Consider the following 25,080-nt stretch of genomic DNA (forward strand, 5'->3'; position numbering starts at 1 on the left):
TTATTATGTTAATCAGGCTTATGGTTTGAATTTGCACTTACTCTGCATAAGATGATTGCAACTACTATCTTTTCTTTTCTATAAGTAAGATAATTTATTGCTCTTGCCTGTTTTAATAGAATGTCTTTTTCTTTCTCAATCTTATTAAAAGATGAAAGAACTATTTATTGATTGCCCAACAGGTCTTTCAGGTGACATGTTACTTGGAGCTTTGTTTGACTTAGGCACTCCTCAAAATGTAATCACCAGACCCTTAGCTCAAATGGGACTGGGGGAAAAATACTCTTTAGATGTAAAAGAAACCAAAACTTATGGATTGCGAGGTAAAAGAGTCTTTATAAAAGCGCTAGAAGCTCAACCAAAGCATCGCCGTTGGGCTGAGATAAGAAATTCAATTTTAGAAGCCACTATGGAAAGTAATCTTCAAGAAAAGGTTCTAATGGTTTTTGAAATTTTGGCTGAAGCAGAAGCTTCAGTTCACGGAATTAATATTGATCAAGTTGAATTTCATGAAATTGGATCGATCGATACATTAGTAGATGTAGTAGGTGTTTGTTCGGCAATAGATCATTTAGATCTAGAGAGGGTTTATTGTGCAGCCCCTCCAGGAGGAAAAGGTTTTATAGAAACCGCTCATGGTGCTTTACCTGTTCCAGTTCCAGCAGTATTGGAGTTAGCAAAAAAACATCAAATAAAGCTTTTGTCAGAAATTAATCAGCCTTCAGGAGAGTTGACTACACCAACGGGGCTAGCATTGATGATTGTTTTGGCAGATGAATTTACTAGACCACAATCTCTTTGTCTTGAATCGATTGGAGTTGGTTGTGGAAGTAGAACTTTAGATCGACCTAATGTATTAAGAGCATGTTTATTAGATTCTTCAGAAAGCAACACTCTGGCATCTATTAAAGAAGATTTTTACTGGGAGCAAATTGTTACGCAAGAGGCTTGGGTAGATGATGCTAGCCCTGAAGATATATCGATCCTAATTCATCGATTAAGAGAAGCTGGAGCTCTTGATGTTACTAGTCATTCTATTCAGATGAAGAAAGGCCGTAATGGACAATGTATTAAAGCACTTCTTAGACCAAAAGATGTCGGCAAATTTAGATCAATATGGTTTTTACATGGAACAACTATTGGGTTCCGAGAAAGTCTAGATGGGCGATGGCTTTTGCCTCGAAGATCAGGTACTTGCTTAACTATTTTTGGTAAGATAAGGGTAAAACAAGTAAGGCGACCTGATGGAAATATTAGTATGAAAATTGAGCATGACGATCTGACTAGAATAAGTTTGGAAACAGGATTGTCTTTCGATGAGATTCGTACAAAAGTTATTAGTGAGTCCAGTTCATTTTCTCCAACTGAAGAGTGGTCTGAATGATGAACTTTCTAACTAATTTCTATTACTTTGTAAGTAAATTTAAAAACAAAATCAACTTACCAGGAGGTTTAAAGCTTTGGGTAACCTTTTGTTGCTTTTCGTTTATAGGTTATTCAATATTTAATAATTTTGGCCAACTATCACAACAATCTTTCTCAAGATTATCCTTGCTATTTATTTTTAGTGGCTTTCTTGTAAGCTGGCTTAGCTTGATAATTAATGCAATCGCATGGAAAAAGATTATTTCTTGGTTAGGTTATAACTCTAACGAGATTAAAATTATACCTATATTTTTAAGTACAAATCTTTTAAAATATATGCCAGGAGGTGTTTGGCATTTTTTGGAAAGATTTAGGCTGCTTAGAAAGAAGATGCCATCAGATAAAGCTTTTTATTGCGTTTTATTAGAGCCTTTCTTTATGATATTCGCTGCATTATTTTGGGTTCCTTTTGGTGATTTTAACCTTATAGTTTTTATTTTATGCTTCTCTCCATTGTTTTTCTTATCCAATCGATTTATAACACCCTTTGCGTTGGCTATTAAACGATTGAAGATTTCTGATTTCCGTAAACATTACTCAATATCATCACTAAATGAATCTTCAAATTTAATCCCAATAACTTCTTCTAACTATCCTTACGAAGCTGTATTAGCAGAGATATTTTTTGTGGCTTTGCGTTTTACGGGGTTTTGGTTTTGCCTTAAAGCTTTTTCAATAGACCATAGTCTTTATTTTACAAAGTGGCTTTCTGCCTTTTCCCTTTCTTGGATGGTTGGACTCATTGTTCCTTCAGCACCAGGCGGCGTAGGAGTGTTTGAGGCATTCATTCTATTTGTAATTGGTGATGGAGTCTCCGAGCCTCTTCTTATCTCTGCATTGTTGTGTTATAGACTTATTGTAAGTTTGGCTGATCTTTTTGCGGCTATCTTTATACCAAAGAATCAGATTAGACTTCTATCTACTAATTAAATTAATTCATACTAATTATCATTATAATCTAAACTTGGAATTAGGGAAATTGAAGCTATTAGACCTAGTGAAAGTATTATTAGTGAAGGTATAATCGATTCTCCCATTCTCTCATCCCCAGCGTATTGGAAGATTCTTACTGAAAGAGTATCAAAGTTAAATGGCCTTAAGACAAAAGTTAATGGAAGCTCTTTTAAGGTATCTACAAAAACTAATAAGAAACCAACAGTAATAGGGCCTTTGAGTAAGGGCAAATGTATCTTTCTTAAAATTTCTCTCCATCGTGACCCAAGGCTAGAAGCTGCCTCGTCAATATTGGGGTTAATTCTTTCGAAAGCTGAATCTATCCCACCCTTTCCAACAGCTAGAAATCTATTCGAATATCCCCATAACAATAGAAAAAATGGAGCAATATTCCAGGGTTCCCCACGAAAAGATAGAAGAGCTAAAGCTAAAACTGCACCTGGGATTGCATAGCCAATTCCAGATAGAAACGAAATGCTTTTCATCCAAGTAGATGGATTCCATCTTTTAGCAATTCCAAGCAATACTGCAATCACCATTGCCAAGCTGGATGCAATTATACCTAAGCCAAGACTTCTAGCGGTTAATGCAAAAAGTTCAATACTTAAACCATGATGGATTTGATCGATATTGACAATTGCCCAAACTAAGGGAATCCCAAGAGTAAATAAAGGAGGAAAAAGTGTAATTATTTGGGCTAAAACAATTTTTATTCCTTTTAGCTCCCAAGCAGGCGATTCAGCTCCAGATATACCTTCTGACCATCTACGACTTTTCCTCCTGAGAGCTTTTTCATAGGCAACAAGAACTAAAACAATAATTAATGCAATCAAAGCAAGAGCAATAGCACCAGCAGGGTTGCCCTCTGAGATCCAACTCTCGACAATTCCTGCAGAGATACTTGGGATATTTAATAGTTCTACAGCTCCTAGTTCATTGATTACCTCCATTCCTGCAAGAGCAAGCCCTGTACCTATAGCAGGCATTGCTATTGGAAGAGATACTTTGGCAAAGCTTTTCCATGGCCCAATACCAAGACTTCTGCATGCCTCGAGTTGAGAGTTACCAGCTTTTGAGAAGCTTTCTGTACTCAAAAGGAAGACGTAAGGGTATGTGGTTAATGCCATAACTAATACACCCCATTGCATCCCATGAATTCTTATTGAAAAAATACTTCCAAGGTCTATTAAGGTCGCTGAAAGTAGGTATGCAGGAGTCGCTAATGGCAAAAGCTGGGCAAGTCTTAATGTTTTTCTTCCTTTAAACCGACAGTTTGCTAGCAGCCATCCATTGGTTGTTCCAAGAATCCCCCCAAGTATTGAGGTGAAAAGAACTAATACAAAAGTTCCCTTTATTTGACTTATTCCATTAGCCCCTAAATGAACTACTCCTTTAGTAACTCCATTAATTCCTTCATATAGAAGACCGAAAAGAGGCCAAAGTATGAAAAAACTGAGAAGTATTGCAATTACATTTAATAGGACTCTTCCTTCTAGTAATTTTTGAGTAGAGAAGTTCAAAACAGTAGTAGTTTTTGTGCTCAAAAGATTTAATCTTTAACAAGTTTATTGATTAACTTCGCGAGCTTAATATCAAGAGTACTGAGTCCTCCTAAGTCATGTGTTGTTAGTTTAATGGTTACTTCGGAATAAACATTACTCCATTCAGGATGATGGTTTAATGATTCTGCAATTAGCCCTACTTGTGTCATAAAGCCAAAGGCTTCAACGAAGTTTTGGAAACGGAAGTCTCTCTGGAGCTTATTATCCTTTACTTCCCATCTTGGAAGTGATAGGAGAAGTTCATCGATCTCTTTTTTGTTTAGGAGCTCTCTTTGCATGATGATAGAAATCAAATTAATCTGACTGACTACTTAATTCATGTATGCGGTCAATAAGTAAGTCTAAACTTGTTTCGGCTTGATCTTCAGAGGTAGTAATACTTGGTGTGTGTTTCTTGTTTAAAAAGCTGTTTATTTTTTCTGGATTGGTCCTTGATAAAATTGAGCTCAGACTATCTTTTTTTTTGTTAGATTCGTTGTTCTTTACTTCGCCTACTACATGCAAGTTTAATTTCCTCAAATTTTCTGAATATCTATGCTCCCATAAATAAACTGCCTGCCAGGTGCCAAGAAGAAGTTTTGACTCATTAATGCTTAGACTTAGACATGTTGAAGTAAGTGTTGTTCTTATATGAGCGGGCATATCGTCGACACCTTCTTGATCGTGAAGGTATTTATAGCTTTGAGACTTCGCATTAATTGATGTGAACTCTTCTTCAGGAACTAAAGCCTTCATATAAGACGAGAGATCTTTTAAGACATTAGGGTCTGCATTTTCGTTGATTATAAGGCTACAACTTGTGTGCTTTGTCGATATTACAATAATTCCTTGACTTATCTCTGATTCTTTGATCCATTGATTTATTTTAGGAGTTATGTTTGTAAAACCCTCTCCTTTTGTTGTAACTAAAAGCTCAGATAGAATTTGCTCCACAGAAAATAATAATAAAAGACTTATCTTTAATAAAAGACTTTGCCTAACAGCTAATTACTTTTATTAAACTCTATAGTAAATATATCTAATTTACGTGACCAGTCTATCTATAAAGAGAAATTATGATTTGAAATCCTAAACTCCTCTTAATAGATGCGTAAGAAACTTTCTAAAATATGTATTTAGGATTATTAATCTCAAATGTCTAAAGAAAGTAGTTTTACGAGTTGATGCTCATATTTTGTCGTCTATTAAGACATAAGATTCTTTGCTTTTTGAGGGAAAGTCAATTAGAGATAAACATAAAGGCGGATATTTAAGACTATAGGCCTTATCTTCAGATTAGGCTTAGCAAATACTTTCTACAGAACATTGCCTGATATCGCTTGGCAGAAACTTGGGGACTACCTTCAAGAAACCCAGGTTCTGGGCTCAATTCATAGCACTCTTTACTGGGATCAAAACACTTCGATGCCTATTAATGGTGCTAAGTGGAGAGGCGACCAATTAAGTTTTTTGGCCAGATCGCTGCATGCAAGGCAAAGCAGCGAACGTTTTGAGGAACTGCTTCATGAAGCTAAGGATGAATTTCAACGAAATTATGGTCTGAAACCCTTAGTTTCCAAAGAATTTAATGAGAAGAAAAGGAATTTGGAATTATTAACCCAGGAGCTTCATCGTCAAAAGAGGCTTGATCCAGACTTAATTACTCAGCTTGCAACTGCCCAAACCAATGGGTATTCACTGTGGCAACAAGCAAGGCGGGAGAATGATTTTCAATGTTTTGCTCCTGCTCTTCGCTATCTGATTTCACTAAGGCAGGAACAGGCAAAACAGCTTGATGAGCCCCGAAGTTGCTGGGAAACACTTGCACAGCCATTTGAACCCGATTTAACAATTCAACGCCTCAATGAATTGTTTACTCCTTTGAGGAAGCGATTGCCAGAATTAATATCTAAATACTGTCTTGCCAAAGATATTAATCAACAAAAATGGGACCTTGAGGAAAAATCACAACAAGATCTTTGTGAGCGATTACTTCAAGAATGGGGTAGGAATCCCCAAGTTACGTCTATAGCAAGATCTCCTCATCCATTTTCAATTACTCTTGGACCTCAAGACTTTCGTCTGACTACTCGTGTTGTACGAGGTCAACCTCTTTCGTGCTTCCTTGCAACAGCACATGAATGGGGACACTCTCTTTATGAGCAAGGATTACCTTCTCAGTCTCATCAGTGGTTTGCATGGCCTTTAGGTCAAGCAACTTCTATGGCTGTACATGAAAGCCAGTCACTTTTTTGGGAAAATCGAGTAGCTCGAAGTCGAGCATTTTCATATCGTTTTTGGAAGTATTTTGCTGAAGCAGGGGCTCCGTTGACTTGTGGTCATGACTTGTGGAGAGCAATGAATCCATTGACTCCTGGCCTGAATAGAGTTGAGGCTGATGAACTTAGTTATGGACTTCATATCCTAATTCGGACTGAATTGGAAATTGCTTTTCTTGAAGAGGGATTGGAAGTTAATGATATTCCTTCTGAATGGAACAAAAAATACAAAGAATTGCTTGGAGTTGTTCCTAGCAATGACTCAGAAGGATGTCTTCAGGATGTTCACTGGAGCGAAGGCTCATTTGGTTACTTTCCTTCTTATTTGATTGGTCATTTAATCAGTGCTCAACTCTCAGAAGCAATGATTGAAGGGCTTGCTAATGATGGGGTTCAAGGAGAAGATCCCATTGGTGAATGTATTACGAATGCTTCTGAATCTAAGCTTCTATCTTGGTTAAGAAGAGAAGTCCATCATTACGGACGCCAACTAAATGCTGAACAACTAGTTGAAAAAGTTACGAAAAAGCCTCTTTCTAGCAGAGCATTCTTAACTTATTTAGAAAATAAGCTAGAGCAAATGACCAGCACCCCGTAGGATGCGACACGAAAATATTTTTGAATATGGCCAATCTCGATCAGGCACCAAAAAGGCTAATGCCGAATCTATTGCACGTGTTGCCTGCATTCGCTAATGAGAAGGAGTTAAGGCTTAACACAATTGTTGAACTTAACTCCAACACAATTAATAAATATGAGCTAATTACAGAGACAGGACATTTAAAGCTTGATCGAGTTGGATATTCTTCATTGTCTTACCCATTTGCATATGGTTGTATCCCTAGAACTTGGGATGAGGATGGAGATCCTTTAGATATAGAAATAGTTCAAGTTACTGAACCATTGATACCAGGTTCGATTGTTGAGGCTCGAATCATCGGAATAATGACTTTTGATGATGGAGGAGAAGTTGATGACAAAGTTATTGCAGTCATTGCAGATGATAAGCGCTTAGACCATATAAAAAGTTTTGAGCAGTTAGGTGAACATTGGCTCAAGGAGACAAAGTATTATTGGGAGCATTATAAAGATCTTAAAAAGCCTGGTACATGCAGAGTTAATGGGTTCTTTGGCGTCGAAAAAGCAATCGAAATTATTAAATCTTGTGAGACTCGTTATTTATCTCAAATTGATCCAACCTTGGTTGATTAATTAACTCATCAATCCTTTCTTACAGAATCAAAAATTTCTTGAAGGATCTCCATTGCTCCTTGGGATTTAAGTTCATTGGCAAGTTCTTTGCCAATTAGCTCTGGATTGCTTTTATCGCCTCTTTTTGAATCTTTAATCAGTTTTTTACCATCTAAGCTCGCGACCATACCGGTAAGAATTAAGTCTTGTCCAGAAATTTGGCTATTGACGCCTATAGGTACTTGGCACCCTCCCTCTAACTCTCTTAAGAATGATCGCTCTGAAAGGCATCTTTGTGAAGTTTCTTCATGCTCCAGACTTTTAATTATTTCTAGAACCTCTGGTTTATTCTCCACACATTCAATCCCAAGGGCCCCTTGTCCTACAGCATGTAGAGAAATTTCGCATGGAATTAATTGATGGACCCTATCTCCAAAACCTAGCCGAGTTAAGCCAGCTGCAGCGAGAATCAAGCAGTCATAGGCTCCGGCATCCAGTTTCTCAAGCCGAGTAATTAAGTTTCCTCGAACATCTTTAAAGATTAAATGCGGGTAATGATGACGGAGCTGCGCTAGACGGCGAAGAGAGCTTGTACCAAGGATTGTTCCAGGTGGAAGCTCATGTAATTGCTTGTCTTTAAGAGATTTGTTTACTACTAACGCATCTGCGGGGTCTTCTCTTTCAGTGACGCAGCCAAGCATTAATCCTTCTGGGAGATTCGTAGGAAGATCTTTGAGTGAGTGAACAGCGATGTCGGCTCTACCAATAAGCATTTGGGCTTCAAGCTCTTTTGTAAAAAGGCCTTTGTCCCCAATTTTGGCAAGTGCTACATCTAGAATCTTGTCTCCCTGAGTAGCCATTGCTTCTATAGAAATATTTATGCCTGGATGGGCTTTCTCAAGCTGTTCCTTTACCCAGTGAGTCTGAACCATTGCTAGCTTGCTTCTGCGCGTGGCTATGCGCAATTGGTCTAGAACCATTAGCGGTACTTATCTTTTTTTTACCTTACCCACTTGAGGGAACTCTATTTACTTGATATTGCAATACGTTATTAGTCTGATGTTTATATATAGATCTTTATTCCTATAAGTCTTAATGGGATGGGTATGAGTTTCTTCTTAAAGTCAATCTTCTTTTCCTCTTGATTGGTTGAGTTTATTTAATGTATTCTTTAAGCACTCCATTGCGATTTGGATGACGAAGTTTGCGTAGAGCTTTTGCTTCAATTTGACGGATACGCTCGCGGGTTACATCAAATATTTGCCCAATTTCTTCAAGGGTCTTCATACGACCATCATCAAGTCCATAACGAAGTCTTAGGACATCTCGTTCTCTTGGGCTCAGAGTTGCGAGAACTCCTTCTAGGTCCTCGCGAAGTAGTGTTTTGGCAACATCTAATTCAGGGTTCTCTGAGTCTGATTCAATGAAATCACCAAGACGTGAGTCTTCTTCTTTACCTATAGGAGTTTCTAAAGAAATCGGTAACTGAGCACTCTTCGCAATAAAGCGAAGCTTTTCAATAGTCATCTCCATACTCTCTGCAATTTCTTCTTCTGAAGGTTTTCTCCCAAATTCTTGACTTAGAACTTTGGTTGTTTTTTTGATTCTTGAAATTGTTTCGTAAAGGTGGACAGGAAGCCTAATTGTTCTACTTTGATCTGCAATCGCTCTTGTAATTGCTTGACGAATCCACCAAGTTGCATAAGTGGAGAACTTATAGCCTTTTTCATGGTCGAATTTCTCTGCTGCACGAATAAGCCCCAGACTTCCTTCTTGAATCAGATCTTGGAATGAAAGTCCTCTATTCATATATTTTTTAGCTATTGAAACAACTAAGCGAAGGTTTGATTGAACCATTTTTTCTTTCGCACGCCTTCCAAGCATTAGTCTCCGGCGAAACCTTATGACTGGCATTTCAACCAACGCAGCCCACTCTTTTTTGGAGGGGTAATGTCCATTTTCGCTTTCAAACTGGATAGCGATTTCTTCTAAATTTAGAAGATCTGCAATCTTCCTTGCGAGTTCAATTTCTTCATCAGGCCTAAGTAATCTAATGCGGCCAATTTCTTGTAAATACACTCTGATTGAGTCTTCTGTATAAACTCCCTTTGGTCCAATTTTTATACTTGCAAGAGTTTTGTCACTAGCCTCTTGGTCATTTGAATCATCCAGAGAATTCATATTCAAGGTTATTTCTGTTTCTGGATTGATTTCATTGTTATTAGCTTCTGCAAGTAATTGGTCCGCTGCGAGATCTAAGTCTTTGTCTTGCGATGAGGAAGCTTTCTTCGTAGAGCTAGGCTTTGATTTTTTTGTAACGGAGATTGATTTCCCTTTTTTCAATGTTTTACTCTCACCAGCCTTTGTGCTGGACTTTTTTGTTGCTTTGGTTTTAGCCTTTGCAACTGTTTTTTTGGAGGCGACAGGACTCATTGCTTGAAACTCAAAGAATGGCGAAATAATGAAGAGAAGAGATTATTTATAGGAAACGACCTTGAGCTTCAATTACAACAAATTGAATTCTTAGATTTTTAAGATTAGACAAGGAAGCATTAGTAATAGTTTGGAACTAATACTGAATTGAGTCTGTGAGTTTAAAAACCTACTTTAGTGCTTTTGTTGAAATTGAATAAAGGTATTTATCATCATTACAGCGTTGTTAGGGGCTTTCTTAGGAGGGTCAAGCTGACAGGAGAATCCTGATTAGCAATGACTTCGCGCCTTCCCTCTGAACGAAACTCTGTATGATTTAAGTGAGCGCATTTATGCAGCCCACGTTCCAATGCTAAGAAAATTTTTCGAAGTTAGCAACTATTCTTTTTATGAGACTTTTGGAGATAGATGTATGGCTTGAAGTGGGGAGGGAGGGGCGTACTTTTTCTTATGGAGATAGTAAGCAATTAGGCATTGATTTAGGGGACATTGTTCTGGTTGGCTTGAGGGGTAGGCGTATGCATGGTCTTGTTGTAGGGAAAAGAGTTCGGCAATTGAACTCAGAAGCAGAGCAACTAAGTCTTAAAAAAAAGAACTTTTCTCTGACTGATATTGAATCAATTGTTCAGAAAGCAGCAGTTGAACCAGAGTGGCGTGAGTGGGTGGAAGCATCAGCGAATAAATGTCATACAGGTTTATTCAGGATGCTAAAAGCTGCTCTCCCTCCAGGTTGGCTGGGTTCTAGAAATCTCAAGAGTTCTGAACAGAAAAAATATTGGTGGATTTCTTTGATAACTCCTCATGACATCGACACAGAACTTTCTTTCAAACAGCAAAAAGTTGTCAATTTTCTTCAATCCCGAGGAGGAGGATCATGGCAGAAGGATTTTGTAATCGAAGGGATCTCATTAAGTGTGTTAAAGAGCTGCTTGGCGAGAGGTGTTGTTTCCCGTGAAAAACGAAACTTCCTTATTAGTAGACAAAGTACGGCTATAAAACCTTTCCTCGACAAAGCAAATCAAGAAAGTCCTCGACACTTGACTGACGAACAGAAAATAGCGATGGAGGCTTTCTTTGAGCAGCCACCAGGATCAACCTTTTTGTTATGGGGTGTAACTGGTTCTGGGAAAACAGAGGTTTATCTTCAAATAGTGGCAAAGGAGTTGTCTGAAGGTAGGCATTGTCTAATACTTGCGCCTGAAATTGGATTGATTCCTCAACTTGTAGATCGCTTGGTGAAGCGTTTTGGTCCTCGCGTTTTGGAGTATCACAGTGGCTGTACACAAAATGAACGAGTTAAGGCTTGGAGGGAAGCATTAACTACCTCTCAAGCACTTGTTGTTGTTGGAACTCGCTCGGCTGTTTTCCTTCCTTTGACACCTTTGGGTCTTATTGTTCTTGATGAGGAACACGATAGTTCTTATAAACAAGAATCTCCTATGCCTTGTTATCACGCCAGAGATTTGGCTGTAGATCGTGCTCAAAGAGTTGGAGCAAAGGTTTTGTTAGGCAGTGCCACACCATCACTTGCTACGTGGAAGGATTTGTCTCCTAGAGGCCCTATTTCTTTCAAGCGCTTGACTCGTCGCATAGCTAATAAGCCGTTGCCTCTTGTACATGTTGTTGATATGAGGCAGGAGCTGGCCTATGGCAATAGACGATTAATTAGCAAACCACTAATGGATCGACTTTCAGCACTGCCAGCCTTAGGCGAACAGGCAGTTATTTTGGTCCCTAGGCGTGGTTACAGTACTTTTTTGAGTTGTCGAAGTTGTGGGGAGGTTGTTCAATGTCCAAACTGTGATGTCTCATTAACTGTTCATCAAGGACGTCAAGGATCTCAATGGTTGAGATGTCATTGGTGTGATCATCGAGCCAATATTGGCTTTAACTGCAATCAATGTGGCTCAAAGGCTTTCAAGCCTTTTGGAGCAGGTACGCAACGAGTCTTAGAGCATCTTGCTACGGAGTTAAAGGAATTAAAATTATTACGTTTCGACCGGGACTCTACTGGTGGTCGAGATGGTCATCGTCGCTTGTTAGAAAAATTTGCTGCTGGTAAAGCAGACGTCCTTGTAGGTACGCAAATGCTAGCCAAGGGCATGGATATACCTAGTGTCACTTTAGCGGTGGTGCTTGCTGCTGACGGTTTATTGCATCGACCAGATTTGTTTGCAGGAGAACAGTCCTTGCAGCTTTTTATGCAGTTAGCTGGTAGAGCTGGACGGGGTGAAAAGAAAGGAAAAGTTTTTGTCCAGACCTATTCTCCAGAGCATCCAGTAATTAAACATTTGGTTGATGGGTGTTATGAGAGTTTTCTTAAGAAGGAGGCAAAATTACGCAGTGAAGCTGGGTTGGTCCCATATAGTCGCGCTTGCTTACTTCGTGTCTCAGGAGAAACTGCTTCAGTTACAGCTACTTCCGCTACTGCATTAGCAGAATATCTAAAACCCTTTTGCAAATCTAATGGGTGGACCATAGTGGGCCCAGCTCCAGCAATGGTTGAAAGGGTTGCAGGAAAAAGTCGTTGGCAACTTTTATTACATGGTCCACAGTCAAGTCCTTTACCCATCCCTTCGGGAGGACAATTGTGGTCATGTCTATCAAAAGGTGTCAATTTATCTATAGACCCAGATCCAATTAATCTTTAATTAAATGTCAGGGCGGAAGCTCTGGGAACCCATAGCCCATTCTAACTTTCAGGCTTTGCATAATAATGACTATCCCTAAAATAAAGAGAACAAAAACTATTCCTAGTCCAAGCCTATTCCATCGCCATTCCTGAATTTCTATTTCATTTAAAACACCTCTTTCAAGCTCCCAGTAGATATTTGATTCTTTCTCAATTGCTGGTCGTGGACTTCCTTTAAGTTTTGTTTTATGTGAGACAGGACTTACACTCATTGAGACATTTAAGCCTGGAATTTCTATAAGGTCTTTTAAGTCAACAATTACTTTTAATCGCTGCTCTAATCCAACTAGCCAATTCTTTTCTTTTAAAGTGATCTGAGGAGAGACGATTTCAATGCCAGCAGCTTCTGTGGCTAATGCAATAGTTGATTTTATAAAAGAATTTGCTTCTTGCGAGTTAATAGAAGGACTTTCGATGACTTGGCTACCGTTGCTTGAACTATGAATTGTGATATTAGGGTTTAATTCTTTTAGAGAGGCTTCAAATTGCTTTTGCCAAGGTAGTAGCTGATTTGAATTACTGTTTATATCAAATGCTAGCTTTAATCTGTCTGGACCTATTAGCTGTACTTCAGTAGTGAACTGTACACAACCACTTAGAAGAATTGTCAACCCTAAAAATATAGCTAATACCAATCCTGTGAAACCAAGCTCTAACCCCTTTGTTGGACCAGTTGGAGGCTCTTTGGGTTGCTTAGGTTCAAAGGCTTTTTTGTAGCTATAAGACGATTCCTCTATGAGGGCATCTTTCAGGTTTGGGATTTTTACAGACCAGCTTTTTGGCCTTTCTAGCTCTGGAGCTTGCAAAATAGAAAGTAGCTGCTTCGCTTCCTGTCGAAGTGAACTTTCTGTATTTTTTAAAAGACTCTTGCAAATAGAGATTGCCTCCTGATCTTTCCCTTGCCCCATATATGCCGTAATCATTAGGAGTTGAACTTGTCCCTCATATTCAGTTGACAAGCCTTCACCTTTTAAGACTTTTTCTAACAAAGAAATGCACTGCCCATAATCACCGCTTTCAAGGGCAGCTTCGGCAACTATTAGGCGCTCGGACGCCTCCAAATTAACCTCTACCTGTAATCATTGTTCCAATGCCGGCATCGGTAAATATTTCTAGTAGTAAGGCGTGTGGTATGCGGCCATCAATAATATGGGCGGCAGCAACTCCTTGAGCTAGTGCTCGAATGCAGCAGCCGATTTTAGGCATCATTCCACCATTAACTATTCCTTTCTCAATGAGTTCTCTTGCTTCCTGTAGACGTATATGCCGTATAAGTGAAGTTTGGTCAGACTTATCCCGTAGAATACCTAGGATATCTGTGAGTAGGATTAGTTTTTCTGCACCAAGAGCTGCAGCAATTTCTCCTGCAACTGTATCTGCATTGATATTTAAGGAGTCCCCCTGCTTTGAAGCTGCAACACTGGAAATGACGGGGATATAGCCTTTGGATAGAAGAGGTTCAATTACTTCTGTATGGACTTTGGCTACTTCACCGACTAGGCCATGACTGCCATTGTCTAGTTGGCGGCCTTCAATTAAACCTCCATCAATTCCAGATAATCCAACGGATTTGGCCCCCAGCTGATTTAGTCCTTTAATAATCTGCTTATTAACTCTTCCTGCAAGAACCATTTCGACAATATCCATGGTTTGCTCATCAGTTACCCGTAAGCCATCACGAAACTTACTTTTGATGCCAAATCGCTCCAGCCATTGGTTGATTTGAGGACCTCCACCATGAACTATGACTGGTTGGGCTCCAACACTTGTAAGCAATGCAATGTCTCTAAAAACTGCCTTTTTAAGAGTTTCGCTTGACATTGCTGCCCCACCATATTTGATAACAATTCGCCGCCCTACGAATTTTTGTATGTATGGAAGGGCTTCACTGAGTACTGAGACTCTTGTTGAATCTTTCTCAGAATGATTATGTTCAAATTGATGGCTGGAAAATGATTGATCCACGAGTAGTTGAAATTATTGAATAGAGGCTTGACTAGAGTTTTCTGTGAGAGTTTCTTTGGGAAGAAGTGTGAGTTCAATTTCTCCTGAAGTATCGGAAGTTATATTCGCATTCAAGTTTTTGGCAAAGAACCTTCCTAGACGATCTTTTTTATCTTCCCACTTTGTTATTGGCACCCCATTAAATTTAAACTTCATCTGAATTCCATAGCCATTTCCTCTTTCTAAAAGCTCTATCTCTTGAAGTTGAGGAGGCTTGGCTTCATTCCAGAGCTTTAAAACCTGTAGAGATGATTCAAGGTGAACTCTTTGTCCATAGCGAAATCTTGTTACATCATTAACAAGGTCTTGTATCTCTTTTGGAAGTTTTTCTTTGAGGGCCTTAAATTCTGAAGATGAGTTTTTGCATTTAGCTGGAGAAAGTTCTGAACTCTTTAAAGCAAGTCCTATAAGGAGTATCGGAACGCCATAAAAAAAAGTAGGCACACTTAAATTGGCAGCATTACTGAAGTACGAAATAAGGCCAATTACAGCAAGCACCCCCCCTACAATGGAAATGATAGTTGCTGGAGAAAAATTTTTATTCATATTAATTATTTTGGCATTAGTTGTTCAAAGATTTCATTGAGAGGAAAGACCTATGGGCTCATTTAAAAAAAAATCAGATGATCTGCATGAATTAATAAATCATTTGAATGAAGACAGGGCCTTTATCTTGGCAAAGCTGGATCAAGGTGATTGGCCCGATCTTAGACATGAATTGGCGGCCTTGGAAAGAGACTTGAGTAGGCTTTTAAGCCTCGCTGCTGAGAGGCTTCAATCTGATGCATAGAAAACTTAGAATGGGATCTCGTCTGTATCTGGGACTAGTGGGGAGCTGTCCCAATTAGCTAGCTCTGGGTTATTACCAGGTGAGGCAGAGGACTGAGTTCTTTGATTGTGTTGTTCAGGATTTGGAGTATTCGATTTTGTCCCTGCATTCGAATTATTAATGTTTTGGGACACATTATGAAACCTGCTAAGGGTGAACTCTGCTTTTTTTTCCTTAGTCCCGTCTTGACGTGGAACTGTATTCATCCTTAATCGCCCTTCCAGAATAAGCTTTTGCCCAACTTGGATATTATTTTGAAGTTCTTGTGCCAGGTTCCCCCACCCAAGAACTTTTATAAACCCTTGCGGAGCGTCTGCACGTAGGCCCTCAAAACCAACTTCCATTTCTGCTATGGGAGTTTTATTGTCTTGGGTATATCGGATTGTCGGGGCTTGCTTTACAACAACTTCTAGTAAGCAGTGATTCATTTCAATTTCAAGCACTGAGATTCATCTTGATGCACAGTCGAAAAAATTGCCAGCGTCGTCTTTGGTTGTTAACCGGAACTGGAGAGGGACCGTCTCTTGCGAAAGCCTTTATTGGTAAAGGGTGGCAAGTAAGTGTCAGTGTTGTCTCTTACGAAGCTTCTTTGTCATATTTTGGATTGGGTCTTGAATCTTTGTGGGTTGGCAAACTAGAAGGGGTTGAAGGTATTTCTGCTGTTTTAAAGAATGCGGATAAAGCTAGTAAGGGTTTTGATTGCATCATTGATGCAACGCATCCCTTCGCAGGTGTAATAAGCGCAAATCTCAAAATAGCGTCTTCAATCCATGGCCTTCGGCTTATTCGTTATGAACGTTTTTGTTGGAAATTTGTCTGAAGCAAAAATAGATAAAAAGTGTTGAAGATTTGTCTGGCTTCAACTTGGCAGGACAAAAACTTTTGTTGGCTATTGGATCTAAATATTTGTCTCAGGCTGTAATTGTTGTTCGCAATGCTGGTGCAATACCTTTTGCAAGGGTATTGCCTAGAGTTGCTAGCCTGACAAAATCTTTATCTTCTCAGTTGCCAGAAGATCACTTGGCGGTTGTTCAGCCAAGTGATGGCGTTAAGTTAGGCTTATTAGAAAAGGCTCTTTGCAGGAAATGGTCTATAGATGGAGTCTTATGTAGGCAATCTGGCGGGTTGACACAAGAAATTTGGCAATCAATTTGCTCAAAAGAAAAAATAGACTTATGGATGATTGCTCGACCTTCTTCTCCTTCAGGGATAGAGATTGCAAATACTTTAGAAGCTTTATTTAAATGCCTGGAGATTTAATATATTTATACCTCATTAATTTTTCTTGCTTATTTATGCCCGAACCTTTGCAAAGTAATCAGTTCATTTTAGTGGTTACAACCGAGAAGGACATTGCAAAAGCAAAGTCTATGGCAAGGAGCTTATTAAATAAGAAATTTGCAGCTTGTATAAGTTTCAAAGAGGTCAGATCTATTTATTGGTGGGAAAACTCTTTAGAAGAAAGTAATGAAGTCCAGCTTCAAATTAAAACTTCTAAGGATAAGTTTAATCTTCTTTTAAAGGAGGTTAAATCTTTGCACTCTTATGACTTACCTGAAATTATCTCTTGGAGTGCTTCTTGCGATAAGGAATATGCTAATTGGCTTAATCAATCTCTTTTGGATTATTAACATCTTTTAGATGTAACTGCTCGTCTAAAAGCTTTACAAGAGATTCGCGAGAACGAGGCCCTAATTGAGTGACAATGTGACCTGCACAGAAAGAACCGATTTTCCCACATGTGTAGAGGTCTTTATTGTTTGTATAGCCATAAAGAAAGCCAGCTGCATATATATCGCCTGCACCAGTTGTATCTAATAGTTCTCCTAACTTATAAGGCCTAACTATATATTCTTTACTTCTATGAAGGATTAATGATCCGTCTTTACCTCTTGTAAGAACTGAGACTTCACACTTTCCTTTTATAATGTTTTTTGCTGATTCGAAATCATTACTCTCATATAATGAGATTATCTCGGATTCATTTGCGAAAAGTATATCTACATGATTCTCGACTAAGTTTTGAAAGCTTTCTCTGTGACGGTCTATGCAAAAAGAATCTGATAAAGATAAAGCTACTTTACCTCCAGCTAATTTACACTCTTTTGCTGAAGTGATGAATGCATTCTTTGCTTCATCATGGTCCCATAGATAGCCCTCAAGATAGAGGACTTTTGTTTTTCTAACTAATGAAAGATCTAAATCTGCTGGGTTTAGAAAAACTGATGCACCAAGAAAAGTACACATTGTTCGCTGAGCATCAGGGGTGACAAAAATAAAACATCTTGCAGTAGATGGACCTTTTACTATCGCTGGAGTTGTATAGATGGCTCCTGTAGAGCAAATATCATGGGTAAAAATTTCTCCAAGTTGGTCTTTTTTTACTCGTCCAATAAATCCTGCCTTGCCACCTAATTGTGATAAGCCTGCCATAGTATTGGCTGCTGAACCTCCAGAGGTCTCTAGACCAGGGCCACAGCTCTTGTATAACTTATTAGCTTCATCTTCATCGATGAGAGCCATACTCCCTTTTGTTAATGAATTTTTCTCAAGAAATGAATCACTTTCGTATACCAAAACATCTACTATTGCATTCCCTATCGCTACAACGTCTATCTCTTTTTCATGATTGTTGATTCCTTTTTGTTCCAATTAAAGTAATTTTTTTTAGTTATATATTTAATAAAGCACGTTTGGGTCCATGGATTGGATCTTCTACAACAATAGTTTGGTCTCTACTTGCTCCTAGTGAGACTATTGCAATTGGGACTTCCATAAGCTCTGCTAGGAATCTCAGATAGGCCATGGCAGATGGTGGTAGATCCTCTAGGCGTTTGCACTCTGCTGTTGAGGATTTCCAGCCAGGTAATGATTTAAAGATTGGTTTGCATCTACTAAAATCTTCCGCACTACTTGGGAAATATTCGATTTTTTGTCCGTCTAATTGGTAAGCCACGCACACTTTAATTTCCTCAAGCTCGTCAAGTACGTCAAGTTTGGTGATGGCGATACAGTCCAACCCATTTACTTCCACAGCATATTTGCCAATTACTCCGTCAAACCAACCACACCTTCTTCGACGCCCTGTAGTTGTTCCATATTCTCCACCCCTGTCACAAAGTTGGTCATTTAAACTGCCTTCTAGCTCAGTAGGGAAAGGACCTTCTCCAACTCTAGTTGTATAGGCCTTTGCTACCCCAATGACTCTGTCTATTAATGTTGGTCCAACTCCTGCTCCAATACAAGCGCCTCCTGAGACAGGATTGGAAGATGTTACGAATGGATATGTTCCGTGGTCAAGATCTAGGAGAGTTCCTTGAGCTCCTTCAAAAAGAATATTTTTTCGATTACGGGCAGCTTGGTGGATTGCCCTAGAACAATCGACTACATGCGGCCTTAGGCGATCTCCATACTCTAAATACTCTTCAATGACCTTTTCTTGGTCTAGAGGGAGCTCTTTATAAATTTTCTGAAGTACATTGTTTTTTTCTGCAAGAGGGATCCTTAGCCTTTCCCTTAACTTTTGTTCATCTAACAAGTCAATAACTCGAATCCCATTCCTTTGAGCTTTGTCTGCATAAGTAGGACCAATCCCTCGGCCTGTTGTCCCTATCTTCTGCTCACCTCTTCGCTTTTCCATTGCTTGATCTATTAATCGGTGATATGGCATTGTTACGTGGGCCGTGGAAGCAAGTTGAAGACCTGAAATATCAATATCGTTTTCAATCAGCATTTCGATCTCCTTAAGCATTACCTTGGGATCGACTACTGTTCCTGATCCAATTAGGCAAATCGTTTCTGGATACAAAATGCCAGAAGGAATTAGATGAAGCTTAAGTACCTTGTCTTCTACAACTATTGTGTGGCCCGCATTAACACCACCTTGGTAACGCACTACAACATCTGCAGATCTACTTAGTAAATCTGTGATCTTCCCTTTCCCCTCGTCACCCCATTGAGCACCTATGACTACAACATTTGCCAATGAAATTGCGGTACGAAACCGCCTAACTGCACAGTTGCTTAGGATCTCAGATTTTCCTCTTTAAGTCAAAAAATGTTTAAAGATTATCTTTTAGATTTCTTTGACGACAATTTTTTCTGCCCTCGAAAGTTCTTTTTTAAGACGTTCTTTCAGCTTTTCAGGCAAAGGCCGATTAGCAAAGGTCTTGTAGTGACCAGCCATAGCATTTAAGGCCGTTTGCATGGTCGTAAAGGAATTTGTCCCATTAAATTGAGGTCTATTACGATATCTGGAAATGTACTGTGTAATAAGTTCTAAAGCCTCGTCTTTGGCTTCGGATCGATTCTCTGAATCATCTGGAATAGCAATGGTTTCTTTGAGAGTTTGAGCCACTGAGACTGTATCTTCTACAAAATCTCCTGACATGGAAGATTTTGCTGCTTGAGCAGTTTGTCCAAAAGGTAAAACCAGTAGTAAGAGGCCTAAGCAAATTGCCCAAGCAGCTCTCATCAACCTTTCTTTAAGCTGATGAAAGTTAGAAAACATTTGATATATGCAATTGCTCCAACTTTAGAAGAATTAATAGGAGATTGATGATTTCTTTCTAGATATCTCTGCTATTAGCTCTTTTACAACAATTTCAGATTCAATTAGCTTTACACTTCTATCAGACCTTTTGAGCAGTTCTACCTTGCCTGAGGACGAATCGCGACCAACTACAACTCTCCAAGGGATTCCTATTAGATCAGCATCTTTAAACTTCACACCGGCTCTTTCATCCCTGTCATCCAGTAGTACATCAATACCTTTATGCCTTAGTTGCTTATATATATCCTCGCCAAGCCTATTTTGAACTTCGTCCTTTATGTTGGCGATGACAATAATTACCTCAAAGGGAGAGATAGATAATGGCCAAATTATTCCTGATTGATCATGACTTTGCTCAACTGCAGCTTGTGCAATTCTAGAAACTCCTATCCCATAACAACCCATCCAGAAAGGCTCAGAGCTACCTTTCTCATTAGTAAAATTGGCTTCAAGAGATGAGGAATACTTCCTTCCTAATTGAAAGATATGACCTACTTCAATTCCTCTTTTTTCTATTAAAAATTGCTTATTATCATAAAAGCATTGATCACCAGGTTTTGCTTTTCTAATGTCAACTACTTTCGGTAAACCACCAACATCAGACCAACTTGAGAATGCTCTATGTTGTTCAGTTTTATTAGCACCACATACAAATAATTCTAACTCTGCTGCAGTCTTGTCTGCAAATCTAACAAATTTTTTATTCCAGCTAGATGCATTTGATAACATTACATCTTCTAAGTCAGGACCTATTGATCCAAAAGGTATATTGATCAAGCCCTGTCTATCTAAATCATCCTCTGTAATTGACTTTAGTGCAATTAAATTTTTATTTAGAAACTTACTTATTTCATTCGAAAGCTTTGTTTCATTAAGCTCTTGATCTCCTCTTATGCTTATTAGAACTGGCTGCTCTCTCCCATTCTCTAGTATGGCTAGCATGACAATCACTTTTATTATTTGATCCGCTTGGAAATTTTGATTTAAGCAAAGTTCATTTATAGAGTTTTGATTTTTTGTTTCTATTAATATTGGAGCATTTTTTTCTAGAGGGATAGCGGCCTTAGGTATAGAAATAGCCTTCTCTTGATTTGCAGCGTATTTTCCATCTTTAGAAATAAGTATTAAATCCTCTCCAGCATCTGCTGTCACCATAAATTCTTGAGATGCAGCACCCCCTATTGCACCACTATCTGCTTCGACTGCAACTGTTTTTATCCCACACCTTTCAAAAATTTTTCGGTATGCATCATCCATTGATGCATAAGAAGTCTTTAGATCTTCTTCATTAGCATGAAAAGAATATGCATCTTTCATAATAAATTCTCTGCTTCGCATTAAACCAAACCTTGGCCGTATCTCATCTCTAAACTTAGTCTGAATCTGATAAAGATTTACTGGAAGTTGCTTATAAGAATGGAGACTTTCTCCAGCAATTTGGGTGATAATCTCTTCATGTGTAGGCCCAAGTCCTAGTTCTCTACCTTGCCTGTCTTTTAAATTAAACATTATTCCCTCTCCTGCCGTATATCCTTCCCATCTGCCAGTCTTTTTCCATAAATCTGATGGATGCAGCTGTGGTAATAGAGCTTCCAAGCATCCTTTTGCATTTAACTCTTCTCGAATAATGCAATTGATTTTTTGAATAACTCTCCACATCAAAGGCAAATAAGCGTATATCCCTGATGTGATTCGTTTTATAAAGCCCCCTCTGATGAGTAATTGGTGGGAGATTATTTCGGCGTCGGCGGGAGCATCCCGCAGCGTCACCAGCATTAGGCGGGAGACGCGCATAAACTTTTTCCTTTATGACTGAATACCGATCCTATCCCCTTGAAGGGAAACAGTGTGACTAACCACTAAAGTGTCATGGATGTATCAATCTAGATAGATCTTTGAAGTATTTATCTGCTAACTTCTGCAAAGTTTTTTCTGACATGTAAATAGATCATGTTTAATGGTGATGTGGCTTCAAATGATTCTCAACCGTTAGACATAACAGCTGATCTCAAGGATTACAAGACTGGCATGACCAATTCAGACTCACTTATCGGTATAGATGAAGTACAGAAGGCACTTAATCGCTCAAGGGCCTCTGTTTATAGGTACACAAATACTGACACTAGAAATTTAAACCCTCCTTTTAACCCAAGGAAACTAAACCCTGAATACCGAAGTGATCAAAAAGATCCCCTTCTTTTTCATCCTAATGAGGTGGCTAGATTTGCTAAAGACATACTTAGGATTAAAGAAGTTACTGTTGAAGTATTAAATTCACCTTCTACAGAGACTCAGAATGTTTTGGCTTCTATTCTGGAAGAGTTGCGTCTAATAAGAATTCAACTGGAGGGAACCTCACCTGCTTCTGAGGAGTTTTTAACTAATCGAGAGAGAAAGGACTGGCCAGCCGCCTAATGTGAAAAAAGTGTGAGAAAATACATACAATGCAGAAAATCAAAAAAAGGTTTTCTTTCAATTCTTGAGAGATTTAGTTTTTGATCTCTTTTAATTCATTTATTGTTGAATCAATCTGAATGGATTCAGAATCAACTTCAGTCAGACACTCCTATCAGACGGAATCTTCACCCCTTGCAAATGCAGGAGATCTTACTGAGGTAGATGATGATGACCCCTATAGTTGGAATGGAACTTCAAATGCTTTATTCGGCTTGGCGATTGCAATAGTTTCGATTGGAGTTCCACTTTCAGTAGTAGTAATTGATCAACCTTCTGCAAATGATGAAACCATCCCAACTGCTTTAGAGCCTTATGGATCTAAGCCCTATCCCTCCTTCTCCATCAAAAGGTTTAGTAAACCTGGTAGTTGAAATACCTGCTGGAAGTAGGAATAAATATGAGTACTTTTCAGAAGCTGGTGTAATGGCTCTGGATAGGGTTTTGCATTCATCGGTACGGTACCCCTTTGATTATGGATTTATTCCCAACACACTTGCAGAGGATGGTGCTCCATTAGATGCAATGGTCATTATGGAAGAACCTACATTTGCAGGATGTTTAATTCAGGCAAGACCTATTGGAGTACTTGATATGCATGATTCAGGTGCATATGATGGAAAACTATTGTGCATTCCAACGGCAGATCCTCGTCAGAAAGATATTAATAGTATTCGACAAATTGCTCCCAACCAACTTGAAGATGTTGCTGAATTTTTTAGAACATATAAGAGCTTGGAGGGTAGAGTTGTTTTGATAGATGGTTGGAGGGATTTTGATGCAGTAGATGACTTACTTCAAACTTGTATAGAAGCTAAGAATAACGCAGAATCTAATAATTAGTTCTTAATTAAATTTTCTAGGATATAATTAAGGAAAATTAATTACTATGCGTGTCAAGATCTATAGCTATTCAGCATGTGGAACATGTAAGAAAGCCCTGAAATGGCTTGATTTAAACAATATTGATTATGAGTTAATTGATATAACAATAAACCCACCTTCTAGAAAACTGATTATTAGTGCCTTAGAACAGCTAGGAAGTAGGAAATTCTTACTTAACACCAGTGGTAAGAGTTATAGAGAGCTAGGTGGAGAAACGATTAGATCAAAAACAGATGAAGAGGTGATAGATCTACTTGCTCTTGATGGGAAACTAATAAAAAGACCTTTTCTAGTTGATAATAAAGGAAGAGTTTTAGTTGGCTTTAAAGAACCTAGTTGGAAGGATTTCTTTCAGAATTGAAGTTTAGTAAATCTAACTCCTTAATTATTTCATTGACTTCTAATTGATTTTTGAATTGACGGAAGCTGGAGATTTTTAACTCTTCAAGGAAAGAAGTTATCAACTCTTGGCTTTGTCTTCTAATTACTTCATTCTCTAATAGATAGGCCAGCTCCTCCCAAAATCGATCGACAACATCCACGCTTAATTTATTAAGCGTTAGATCTTTCTCGGATATTTTATTAGCCGTATTCTTTGATAAATCTAGGATTGCATCTGTCATTCCTAATGCTAATTGGAGGCTTATCGCAGACTCTGCTTTTCCTATTAAAGGACTTCCTTTAAATGCAATAGGTAAAGAAGAGCTTTTCATACTTTTTTGTAGAGAATGATTCAATAAAGCAATGATTTGAGGCCTTAGATTAGGACCTACCTTCTGAAGTAATAAAGGTATCCAAAGTCTTAAAAAATCCGATAAATTGTTAGCTTTATCTTTATTTATGGATTGATGACTACGTAAACCTCTAACTTTTGAAGCTAAATTAGGTGACTTGATTATAACTTGAAAAGAATCTATAATTCTTAGTGTTAGTACCTCGAAAATCTCTATAGCCAGAAGAGCTACTATCCATTGACTTATTACTGCTCTTATAGGTTCTAGTTGAATTAACTTTGCATTAGAAAGTTTTGCAGTAACAGGCACTATTCGCAGTATGCGGAATACAGGTAGAAATAGTGGTATATCTAACCAACTTTTCAGAAATGCATCTCTTAACGTAATACCTTTAAACTTTCTTTTTAAGTTATATGTCTTGAATATCACGTCTATTAGGAATATTAGTTGAAAAGGCAGATCTATTTTCCAAGAATTACTTATCTGGTTCCCATTGCTATCAAATCTATATGAATAATTGCTTCTTAATCTATTTATTATTTGGCCTTCCCAAAATAGTTTTTCATTTTCCCAGTTAACTTTCTCGAGATATGTAACTGAAAATAACTTGTTGATAGCATTTATTCTGTTAATCTCAGAAGACTTCTGTCTGAGTCGGTTATTAATTGCAAGGAGGTTTTTACGGTTATGGGGTATCGAATTAACTTCCATTTCTTTTAGAAACTCAACACTTAATAAACTGTGTTTCCCTAAGGCTGACATTGTTTTGGTGTTATTAATACCTAGTCTTGATATTAACTCACTTAGCTGATTGAAGCTTTCGATATACTCTTGACTATTAGCATGTGGTTTTATCCCTTTCGCTCTGTCGTAAATTTTTATTGGATTTATAAACTTATTATTAGGAACTTTTATTAAATTTGATTTAAGCACGATTAGTTTTGGCTGAATTAAGAAACTTCTTAATGGGATATAGTTAATATCAAAAATTACCCAAGAAATATTTGCCATTGCTAGTATTGCTATTGCTTTATTCCATCTATTCAAAAATCTTTGGTTAGACCTTTCTTTAGCATCTTGCCAACGAGGTCGAATCATAATTACTTA

27 protein-coding genes are annotated in these 25,080 nt (G+C 38.3%); 13 read left to right on the forward strand and 14 right to left on the reverse strand.

Annotated features, from left to right (window positions below; all coding sequences use genetic code 11):
- Nucleotides 1-151: 151 nt before the first annotated feature.
- Both larC and P9211_RS02460 read left to right on the forward strand, forming a co-directional pair.
- Complete coding sequence (larC, locus tag P9211_RS02455) at nucleotides 152-1,384, forward strand: nickel pincer cofactor biosynthesis protein LarC (RefSeq protein ID WP_012195042.1); 1,233 nt, start codon at nucleotides 152-154, stop codon at nucleotides 1,382-1,384.
- The gene (locus tag P9211_RS02460; protein WP_012195043.1) at nucleotides 1,381-2,355 is read left to right on the forward strand and encodes a lysylphosphatidylglycerol synthase domain-containing protein; all 975 of its coding nucleotides are present in this window, start codon (nucleotides 1,381-1,383) and stop codon (nucleotides 2,353-2,355) included. Before larC ends, P9211_RS02460 begins: the two co-directional genes overlap by 4 nt.
- An 11-nt stretch (nucleotides 2,356-2,366) precedes the next feature.
- On the opposite strand, the gene P9211_RS02465 is transcribed toward P9211_RS02460, so the two are convergent.
- From P9211_RS02465 to P9211_RS02475, 3 genes are read right to left on the reverse strand one after another with little or no spacing between them, the layout of a single operon-like run.
- Nucleotides 2,367-3,923, reverse strand: coding sequence for an ABC transporter permease (locus tag P9211_RS02465; RefSeq protein ID WP_012195044.1), 1,557 nt, complete (start codon nucleotides 3,921-3,923; stop codon nucleotides 2,367-2,369).
- Nucleotides 3,924-3,928: 5 nt separating this feature from the next.
- On the reverse strand, nucleotides 3,929-4,219 hold the full coding sequence (locus tag P9211_RS02470) for a 4a-hydroxytetrahydrobiopterin dehydratase (protein ID WP_012195045.1): 291 nt from the start codon (nucleotides 4,217-4,219) through the stop codon (nucleotides 3,929-3,931).
- A 16-nt stretch (nucleotides 4,220-4,235) separates the two neighbouring features.
- Nucleotides 4,236-4,874 carry a secondary thiamine-phosphate synthase enzyme YjbQ gene (locus P9211_RS02475; protein ID WP_012195046.1) on the reverse strand — a complete coding sequence of 213 codons (639 nt, stop codon included), beginning with the start codon at nucleotides 4,872-4,874 and terminating at the stop codon, nucleotides 4,236-4,238.
- Between the two features lie 372 nt (nucleotides 4,875-5,246).
- On the opposite strand from P9211_RS02475, the gene P9211_RS02480 reads away from it, so the two are divergent.
- Both P9211_RS02480 and P9211_RS02485 read left to right on the forward strand, forming a co-directional pair.
- Nucleotides 5,247-6,797, forward strand: a complete 1,551-nt coding sequence (locus P9211_RS02480) for a carboxypeptidase M32 (protein WP_012195047.1) — start codon at nucleotides 5,247-5,249, stop codon at nucleotides 6,795-6,797.
- Nucleotides 6,798-6,823: 26 nt separating this feature from the next.
- Nucleotides 6,824-7,411: an inorganic diphosphatase gene (locus tag P9211_RS02485; protein WP_012195048.1), complete on the forward strand. Its 588-nt coding sequence runs from the start codon at nucleotides 6,824-6,826 to the stop codon at nucleotides 7,409-7,411.
- Nucleotides 7,412-7,419: 8 nt separating this feature from the next.
- On the opposite strand, the gene hemC is transcribed toward P9211_RS02485, so the two are convergent.
- Together hemC and rpoD are read right to left on the reverse strand one after the other, a co-directional pair.
- Nucleotides 7,420-8,370, reverse strand: coding sequence for a hydroxymethylbilane synthase (gene hemC, locus P9211_RS02490; RefSeq protein ID WP_012195049.1), 951 nt, complete (start codon nucleotides 8,368-8,370; stop codon nucleotides 7,420-7,422).
- A gap of 175 nt (nucleotides 8,371-8,545) precedes the next feature.
- Nucleotides 8,546-9,823 (reverse strand): RNA polymerase sigma factor RpoD, encoded by a 1,278-nt coding sequence (rpoD, locus tag P9211_RS02495; RefSeq protein WP_012195050.1) that lies wholly within the window; start codon nucleotides 9,821-9,823, stop codon nucleotides 8,546-8,548.
- Nucleotides 9,824-10,212: 389 nt separating this feature from the next.
- Here rpoD and priA point away from each other — a divergent pair, with 389 nt between their 5' ends.
- Complete coding sequence (gene priA / locus P9211_RS02500; RefSeq protein WP_012195051.1) at nucleotides 10,213-12,474, forward strand: replication restart helicase PriA; 2,262 nt, start codon at nucleotides 10,213-10,215, stop codon at nucleotides 12,472-12,474.
- A 7-nt stretch (nucleotides 12,475-12,481) separates the two neighbouring features.
- On the opposite strand, the gene P9211_RS02505 is transcribed toward priA, so the two are convergent.
- The 3 genes from P9211_RS02505 to P9211_RS02515 are packed head-to-tail and all read right to left on the reverse strand — an operon-like array spanning nucleotide 12,482 to nucleotide 15,065.
- Nucleotides 12,482-13,576: a DUF3153 domain-containing protein gene (locus tag P9211_RS02505; RefSeq protein WP_012195052.1), complete on the reverse strand. Its 1,095-nt coding sequence runs from the start codon at nucleotides 13,574-13,576 to the stop codon at nucleotides 12,482-12,484.
- A 1-nt stretch (nucleotide 13,577) separates the two neighbouring features.
- The gene (gene argB / locus P9211_RS02510) at nucleotides 13,578-14,480 is read right to left on the reverse strand and encodes an acetylglutamate kinase (RefSeq protein ID WP_012195053.1); all 903 of its coding nucleotides are present in this window, start codon (nucleotides 14,478-14,480) and stop codon (nucleotides 13,578-13,580) included.
- A gap of 12 nt (nucleotides 14,481-14,492) precedes the next feature.
- Entirely contained in the window at nucleotides 14,493-15,065 is a 573-nt protein-coding gene (locus P9211_RS02515) for a DUF2854 domain-containing protein (RefSeq protein ID WP_012195054.1), read from the reverse strand.
- A 52-nt stretch (nucleotides 15,066-15,117) separates the two neighbouring features.
- On the opposite strand from P9211_RS02515, the gene P9211_RS02520 reads away from it, so the two are divergent.
- Nucleotides 15,118-15,309, forward strand: coding sequence for a hypothetical protein (locus P9211_RS02520; protein WP_012195055.1), 192 nt, complete (start codon nucleotides 15,118-15,120; stop codon nucleotides 15,307-15,309).
- A 5-nt stretch (nucleotides 15,310-15,314) separates the two neighbouring features.
- Here the strand turns inward: P9211_RS02520 and P9211_RS02525 are convergent, their stop codons facing one another.
- Nucleotides 15,315-15,776: a single-stranded DNA-binding protein gene (locus P9211_RS02525; RefSeq protein ID WP_012195056.1), complete on the reverse strand. Its 462-nt coding sequence runs from the start codon at nucleotides 15,774-15,776 to the stop codon at nucleotides 15,315-15,317.
- A gap of 29 nt (nucleotides 15,777-15,805) precedes the next feature.
- Here P9211_RS02525 and P9211_RS09930 point away from each other — a divergent pair, with 29 nt between their 5' ends.
- The 3 genes from P9211_RS09930 (at nucleotide 15,806) to cutA (ending at nucleotide 16,979) form a co-directional block, all read left to right on the forward strand.
- On the forward strand, nucleotides 15,806-16,168 hold the full coding sequence (locus P9211_RS09930; RefSeq protein WP_012195057.1) for a precorrin-6A/cobalt-precorrin-6A reductase: 363 nt from the start codon (nucleotides 15,806-15,808) through the stop codon (nucleotides 16,166-16,168).
- Nucleotides 16,169-16,197: 29 nt separating this feature from the next.
- Nucleotides 16,198-16,608 (forward strand): precorrin-6A/cobalt-precorrin-6A reductase, encoded by a 411-nt coding sequence (locus tag P9211_RS09935; RefSeq protein WP_049750848.1) that lies wholly within the window; start codon nucleotides 16,198-16,200, stop codon nucleotides 16,606-16,608.
- A 71-nt stretch (nucleotides 16,609-16,679) separates the two neighbouring features.
- The gene (gene cutA, locus P9211_RS02535) at nucleotides 16,680-16,979 is read left to right on the forward strand and encodes a divalent-cation tolerance protein CutA (protein ID WP_159088365.1); all 300 of its coding nucleotides are present in this window, start codon (nucleotides 16,680-16,682) and stop codon (nucleotides 16,977-16,979) included.
- Here the strand turns inward: cutA and P9211_RS02540 are convergent.
- From P9211_RS02540 to P9211_RS02555, 4 genes are all read right to left on the reverse strand, one after another.
- Nucleotides 16,954-18,000, reverse strand: coding sequence for an adenosine kinase (locus P9211_RS02540; protein WP_012195060.1), 1,047 nt, complete (start codon nucleotides 17,998-18,000; stop codon nucleotides 16,954-16,956). The genes cutA and P9211_RS02540 overlap by 26 nt on opposite strands.
- A 19-nt stretch (nucleotides 18,001-18,019) precedes the next feature.
- Nucleotides 18,020-19,333: an adenylosuccinate synthase gene (locus P9211_RS02545; protein ID WP_012195061.1), complete on the reverse strand. Its 1,314-nt coding sequence runs from the start codon at nucleotides 19,331-19,333 to the stop codon at nucleotides 18,020-18,022.
- A gap of 90 nt (nucleotides 19,334-19,423) precedes the next feature.
- Nucleotides 19,424-19,858, reverse strand: coding sequence for a photosystem II protein Psb27 (gene psb27 / locus P9211_RS02550; protein WP_012195062.1), 435 nt, complete (start codon nucleotides 19,856-19,858; stop codon nucleotides 19,424-19,426).
- A gap of 33 nt (nucleotides 19,859-19,891) precedes the next feature.
- Nucleotides 19,892-21,694 (reverse strand): proline--tRNA ligase, encoded by a 1,803-nt coding sequence (locus tag P9211_RS02555; protein WP_012195063.1) that lies wholly within the window; start codon nucleotides 21,692-21,694, stop codon nucleotides 19,892-19,894.
- A 156-nt stretch (nucleotides 21,695-21,850) separates the two neighbouring features.
- Here P9211_RS02555 and P9211_RS02560 point away from each other — a divergent pair, with 156 nt between their 5' ends.
- The 4 genes from P9211_RS02560 (at nucleotide 21,851) to P9211_RS02575 (ending at nucleotide 23,600) form a co-directional block, all read left to right on the forward strand.
- The gene (locus P9211_RS02560) at nucleotides 21,851-22,315 is read left to right on the forward strand and encodes a resolvase (protein WP_012195064.1); all 465 of its coding nucleotides are present in this window, start codon (nucleotides 21,851-21,853) and stop codon (nucleotides 22,313-22,315) included.
- Between the two features lie 119 nt (nucleotides 22,316-22,434).
- Nucleotides 22,435-22,728, forward strand: a complete 294-nt coding sequence (locus P9211_RS02565; protein ID WP_012195065.1) for a hypothetical protein — start codon at nucleotides 22,435-22,437, stop codon at nucleotides 22,726-22,728.
- Nucleotides 22,670-23,197, forward strand: coding sequence for an inorganic diphosphatase (locus tag P9211_RS02570; protein WP_012195066.1), 528 nt, complete (start codon nucleotides 22,670-22,672; stop codon nucleotides 23,195-23,197). Before P9211_RS02565 ends, P9211_RS02570 begins: the two co-directional genes overlap by 59 nt.
- 46 nt (nucleotides 23,198-23,243) lie before the next feature.
- Nucleotides 23,244-23,600: a Spx/MgsR family RNA polymerase-binding regulatory protein gene (locus P9211_RS02575; protein ID WP_012195067.1), complete on the forward strand. Its 357-nt coding sequence runs from the start codon at nucleotides 23,244-23,246 to the stop codon at nucleotides 23,598-23,600.
- Here the strand turns inward: P9211_RS02575 and P9211_RS02580 are convergent.
- Complete coding sequence (locus tag P9211_RS02580; protein ID WP_012195068.1) at nucleotides 23,572-25,071, reverse strand: hypothetical protein; 1,500 nt, start codon at nucleotides 25,069-25,071, stop codon at nucleotides 23,572-23,574. The genes P9211_RS02575 and P9211_RS02580 overlap by 29 nt on opposite strands.
- Nucleotides 25,072-25,080: the final 9 nt, after the last annotated feature.

The sequence above is a fragment of the Prochlorococcus marinus str. MIT 9211 genome, from assembly GCF_000018585.1.
In the GTDB taxonomy this organism is placed as follows: Bacteria; Cyanobacteriota; Cyanobacteriia; order PCC-6307; family Cyanobiaceae; genus Prochlorococcus_D; species Prochlorococcus_D marinus_B.

Excerpts from the sequence above, each read along its gene's own strand:
- P9211_RS02555 (WP_012195063.1), bottom strand. The coding sequence starts at position 21,694 with ATGCGCGTCTCCCGCCTAATGCTGGTGACGCTGCGGGATGCTCCCGCC.
- rpoD (WP_012195050.1), bottom strand. The coding sequence starts at position 9,823 with ATGAGTCCTGTCGCCTCCAAAAAAACAGTTGCAAAGGCTAAAACCAAA.
- larC (WP_012195042.1), top strand. The coding sequence starts at position 152 with ATGAAAGAACTATTTATTGATTGCCCAACAGGTCTTTCAGGTGACATG.
- hemC (WP_012195049.1), bottom strand. The coding sequence starts at position 8,370 with ATGGTTCTAGACCAATTGCGCATAGCCACGCGCAGAAGCAAGCTAGCA.
- P9211_RS02460 (WP_012195043.1), top strand. The coding sequence starts at position 1,381 with ATGATGAACTTTCTAACTAATTTCTATTACTTTGTAAGTAAATTTAAA.
- P9211_RS02520 (WP_012195055.1), top strand. The coding sequence starts at position 15,118 with ATGGGCTCATTTAAAAAAAAATCAGATGATCTGCATGAATTAATAAAT.
- P9211_RS02525 (WP_012195056.1), bottom strand. The coding sequence starts at position 15,776 with ATGAATCACTGCTTACTAGAAGTTGTTGTAAAGCAAGCCCCGACAATC.
- P9211_RS02485 (WP_012195048.1), top strand. The coding sequence starts at position 6,824 with ATGGCCAATCTCGATCAGGCACCAAAAAGGCTAATGCCGAATCTATTG.
- P9211_RS02470 (WP_012195045.1), bottom strand. The coding sequence starts at position 4,219 with ATGCAAAGAGAGCTCCTAAACAAAAAAGAGATCGATGAACTTCTCCTA.
- priA (WP_012195051.1), top strand. The coding sequence starts at position 10,213 with ATGAGACTTTTGGAGATAGATGTATGGCTTGAAGTGGGGAGGGAGGGG.
- P9211_RS02515 (WP_012195054.1), bottom strand. The coding sequence starts at position 15,065 with ATGAATAAAAATTTTTCTCCAGCAACTATCATTTCCATTGTAGGGGGG.
- P9211_RS02570 (WP_012195066.1), top strand. The coding sequence starts at position 22,670 with ATGGATCTAAGCCCTATCCCTCCTTCTCCATCAAAAGGTTTAGTAAAC.
- P9211_RS02565 (WP_012195065.1), top strand. The coding sequence starts at position 22,435 with ATGGATTCAGAATCAACTTCAGTCAGACACTCCTATCAGACGGAATCT.
- psb27 (WP_012195062.1), bottom strand. The coding sequence starts at position 19,858 with ATGTTTTCTAACTTTCATCAGCTTAAAGAAAGGTTGATGAGAGCTGCT.
- P9211_RS02575 (WP_012195067.1), top strand. The coding sequence starts at position 23,244 with ATGCGTGTCAAGATCTATAGCTATTCAGCATGTGGAACATGTAAGAAA.
- P9211_RS02560 (WP_012195064.1), top strand. The coding sequence starts at position 21,851 with ATGTTTAATGGTGATGTGGCTTCAAATGATTCTCAACCGTTAGACATA.
- P9211_RS02580 (WP_012195068.1), bottom strand. The coding sequence starts at position 25,071 with ATGATTCGACCTCGTTGGCAAGATGCTAAAGAAAGGTCTAACCAAAGA.
- P9211_RS09930 (WP_012195057.1), top strand. The coding sequence starts at position 15,806 with ATGCACAGTCGAAAAAATTGCCAGCGTCGTCTTTGGTTGTTAACCGGA.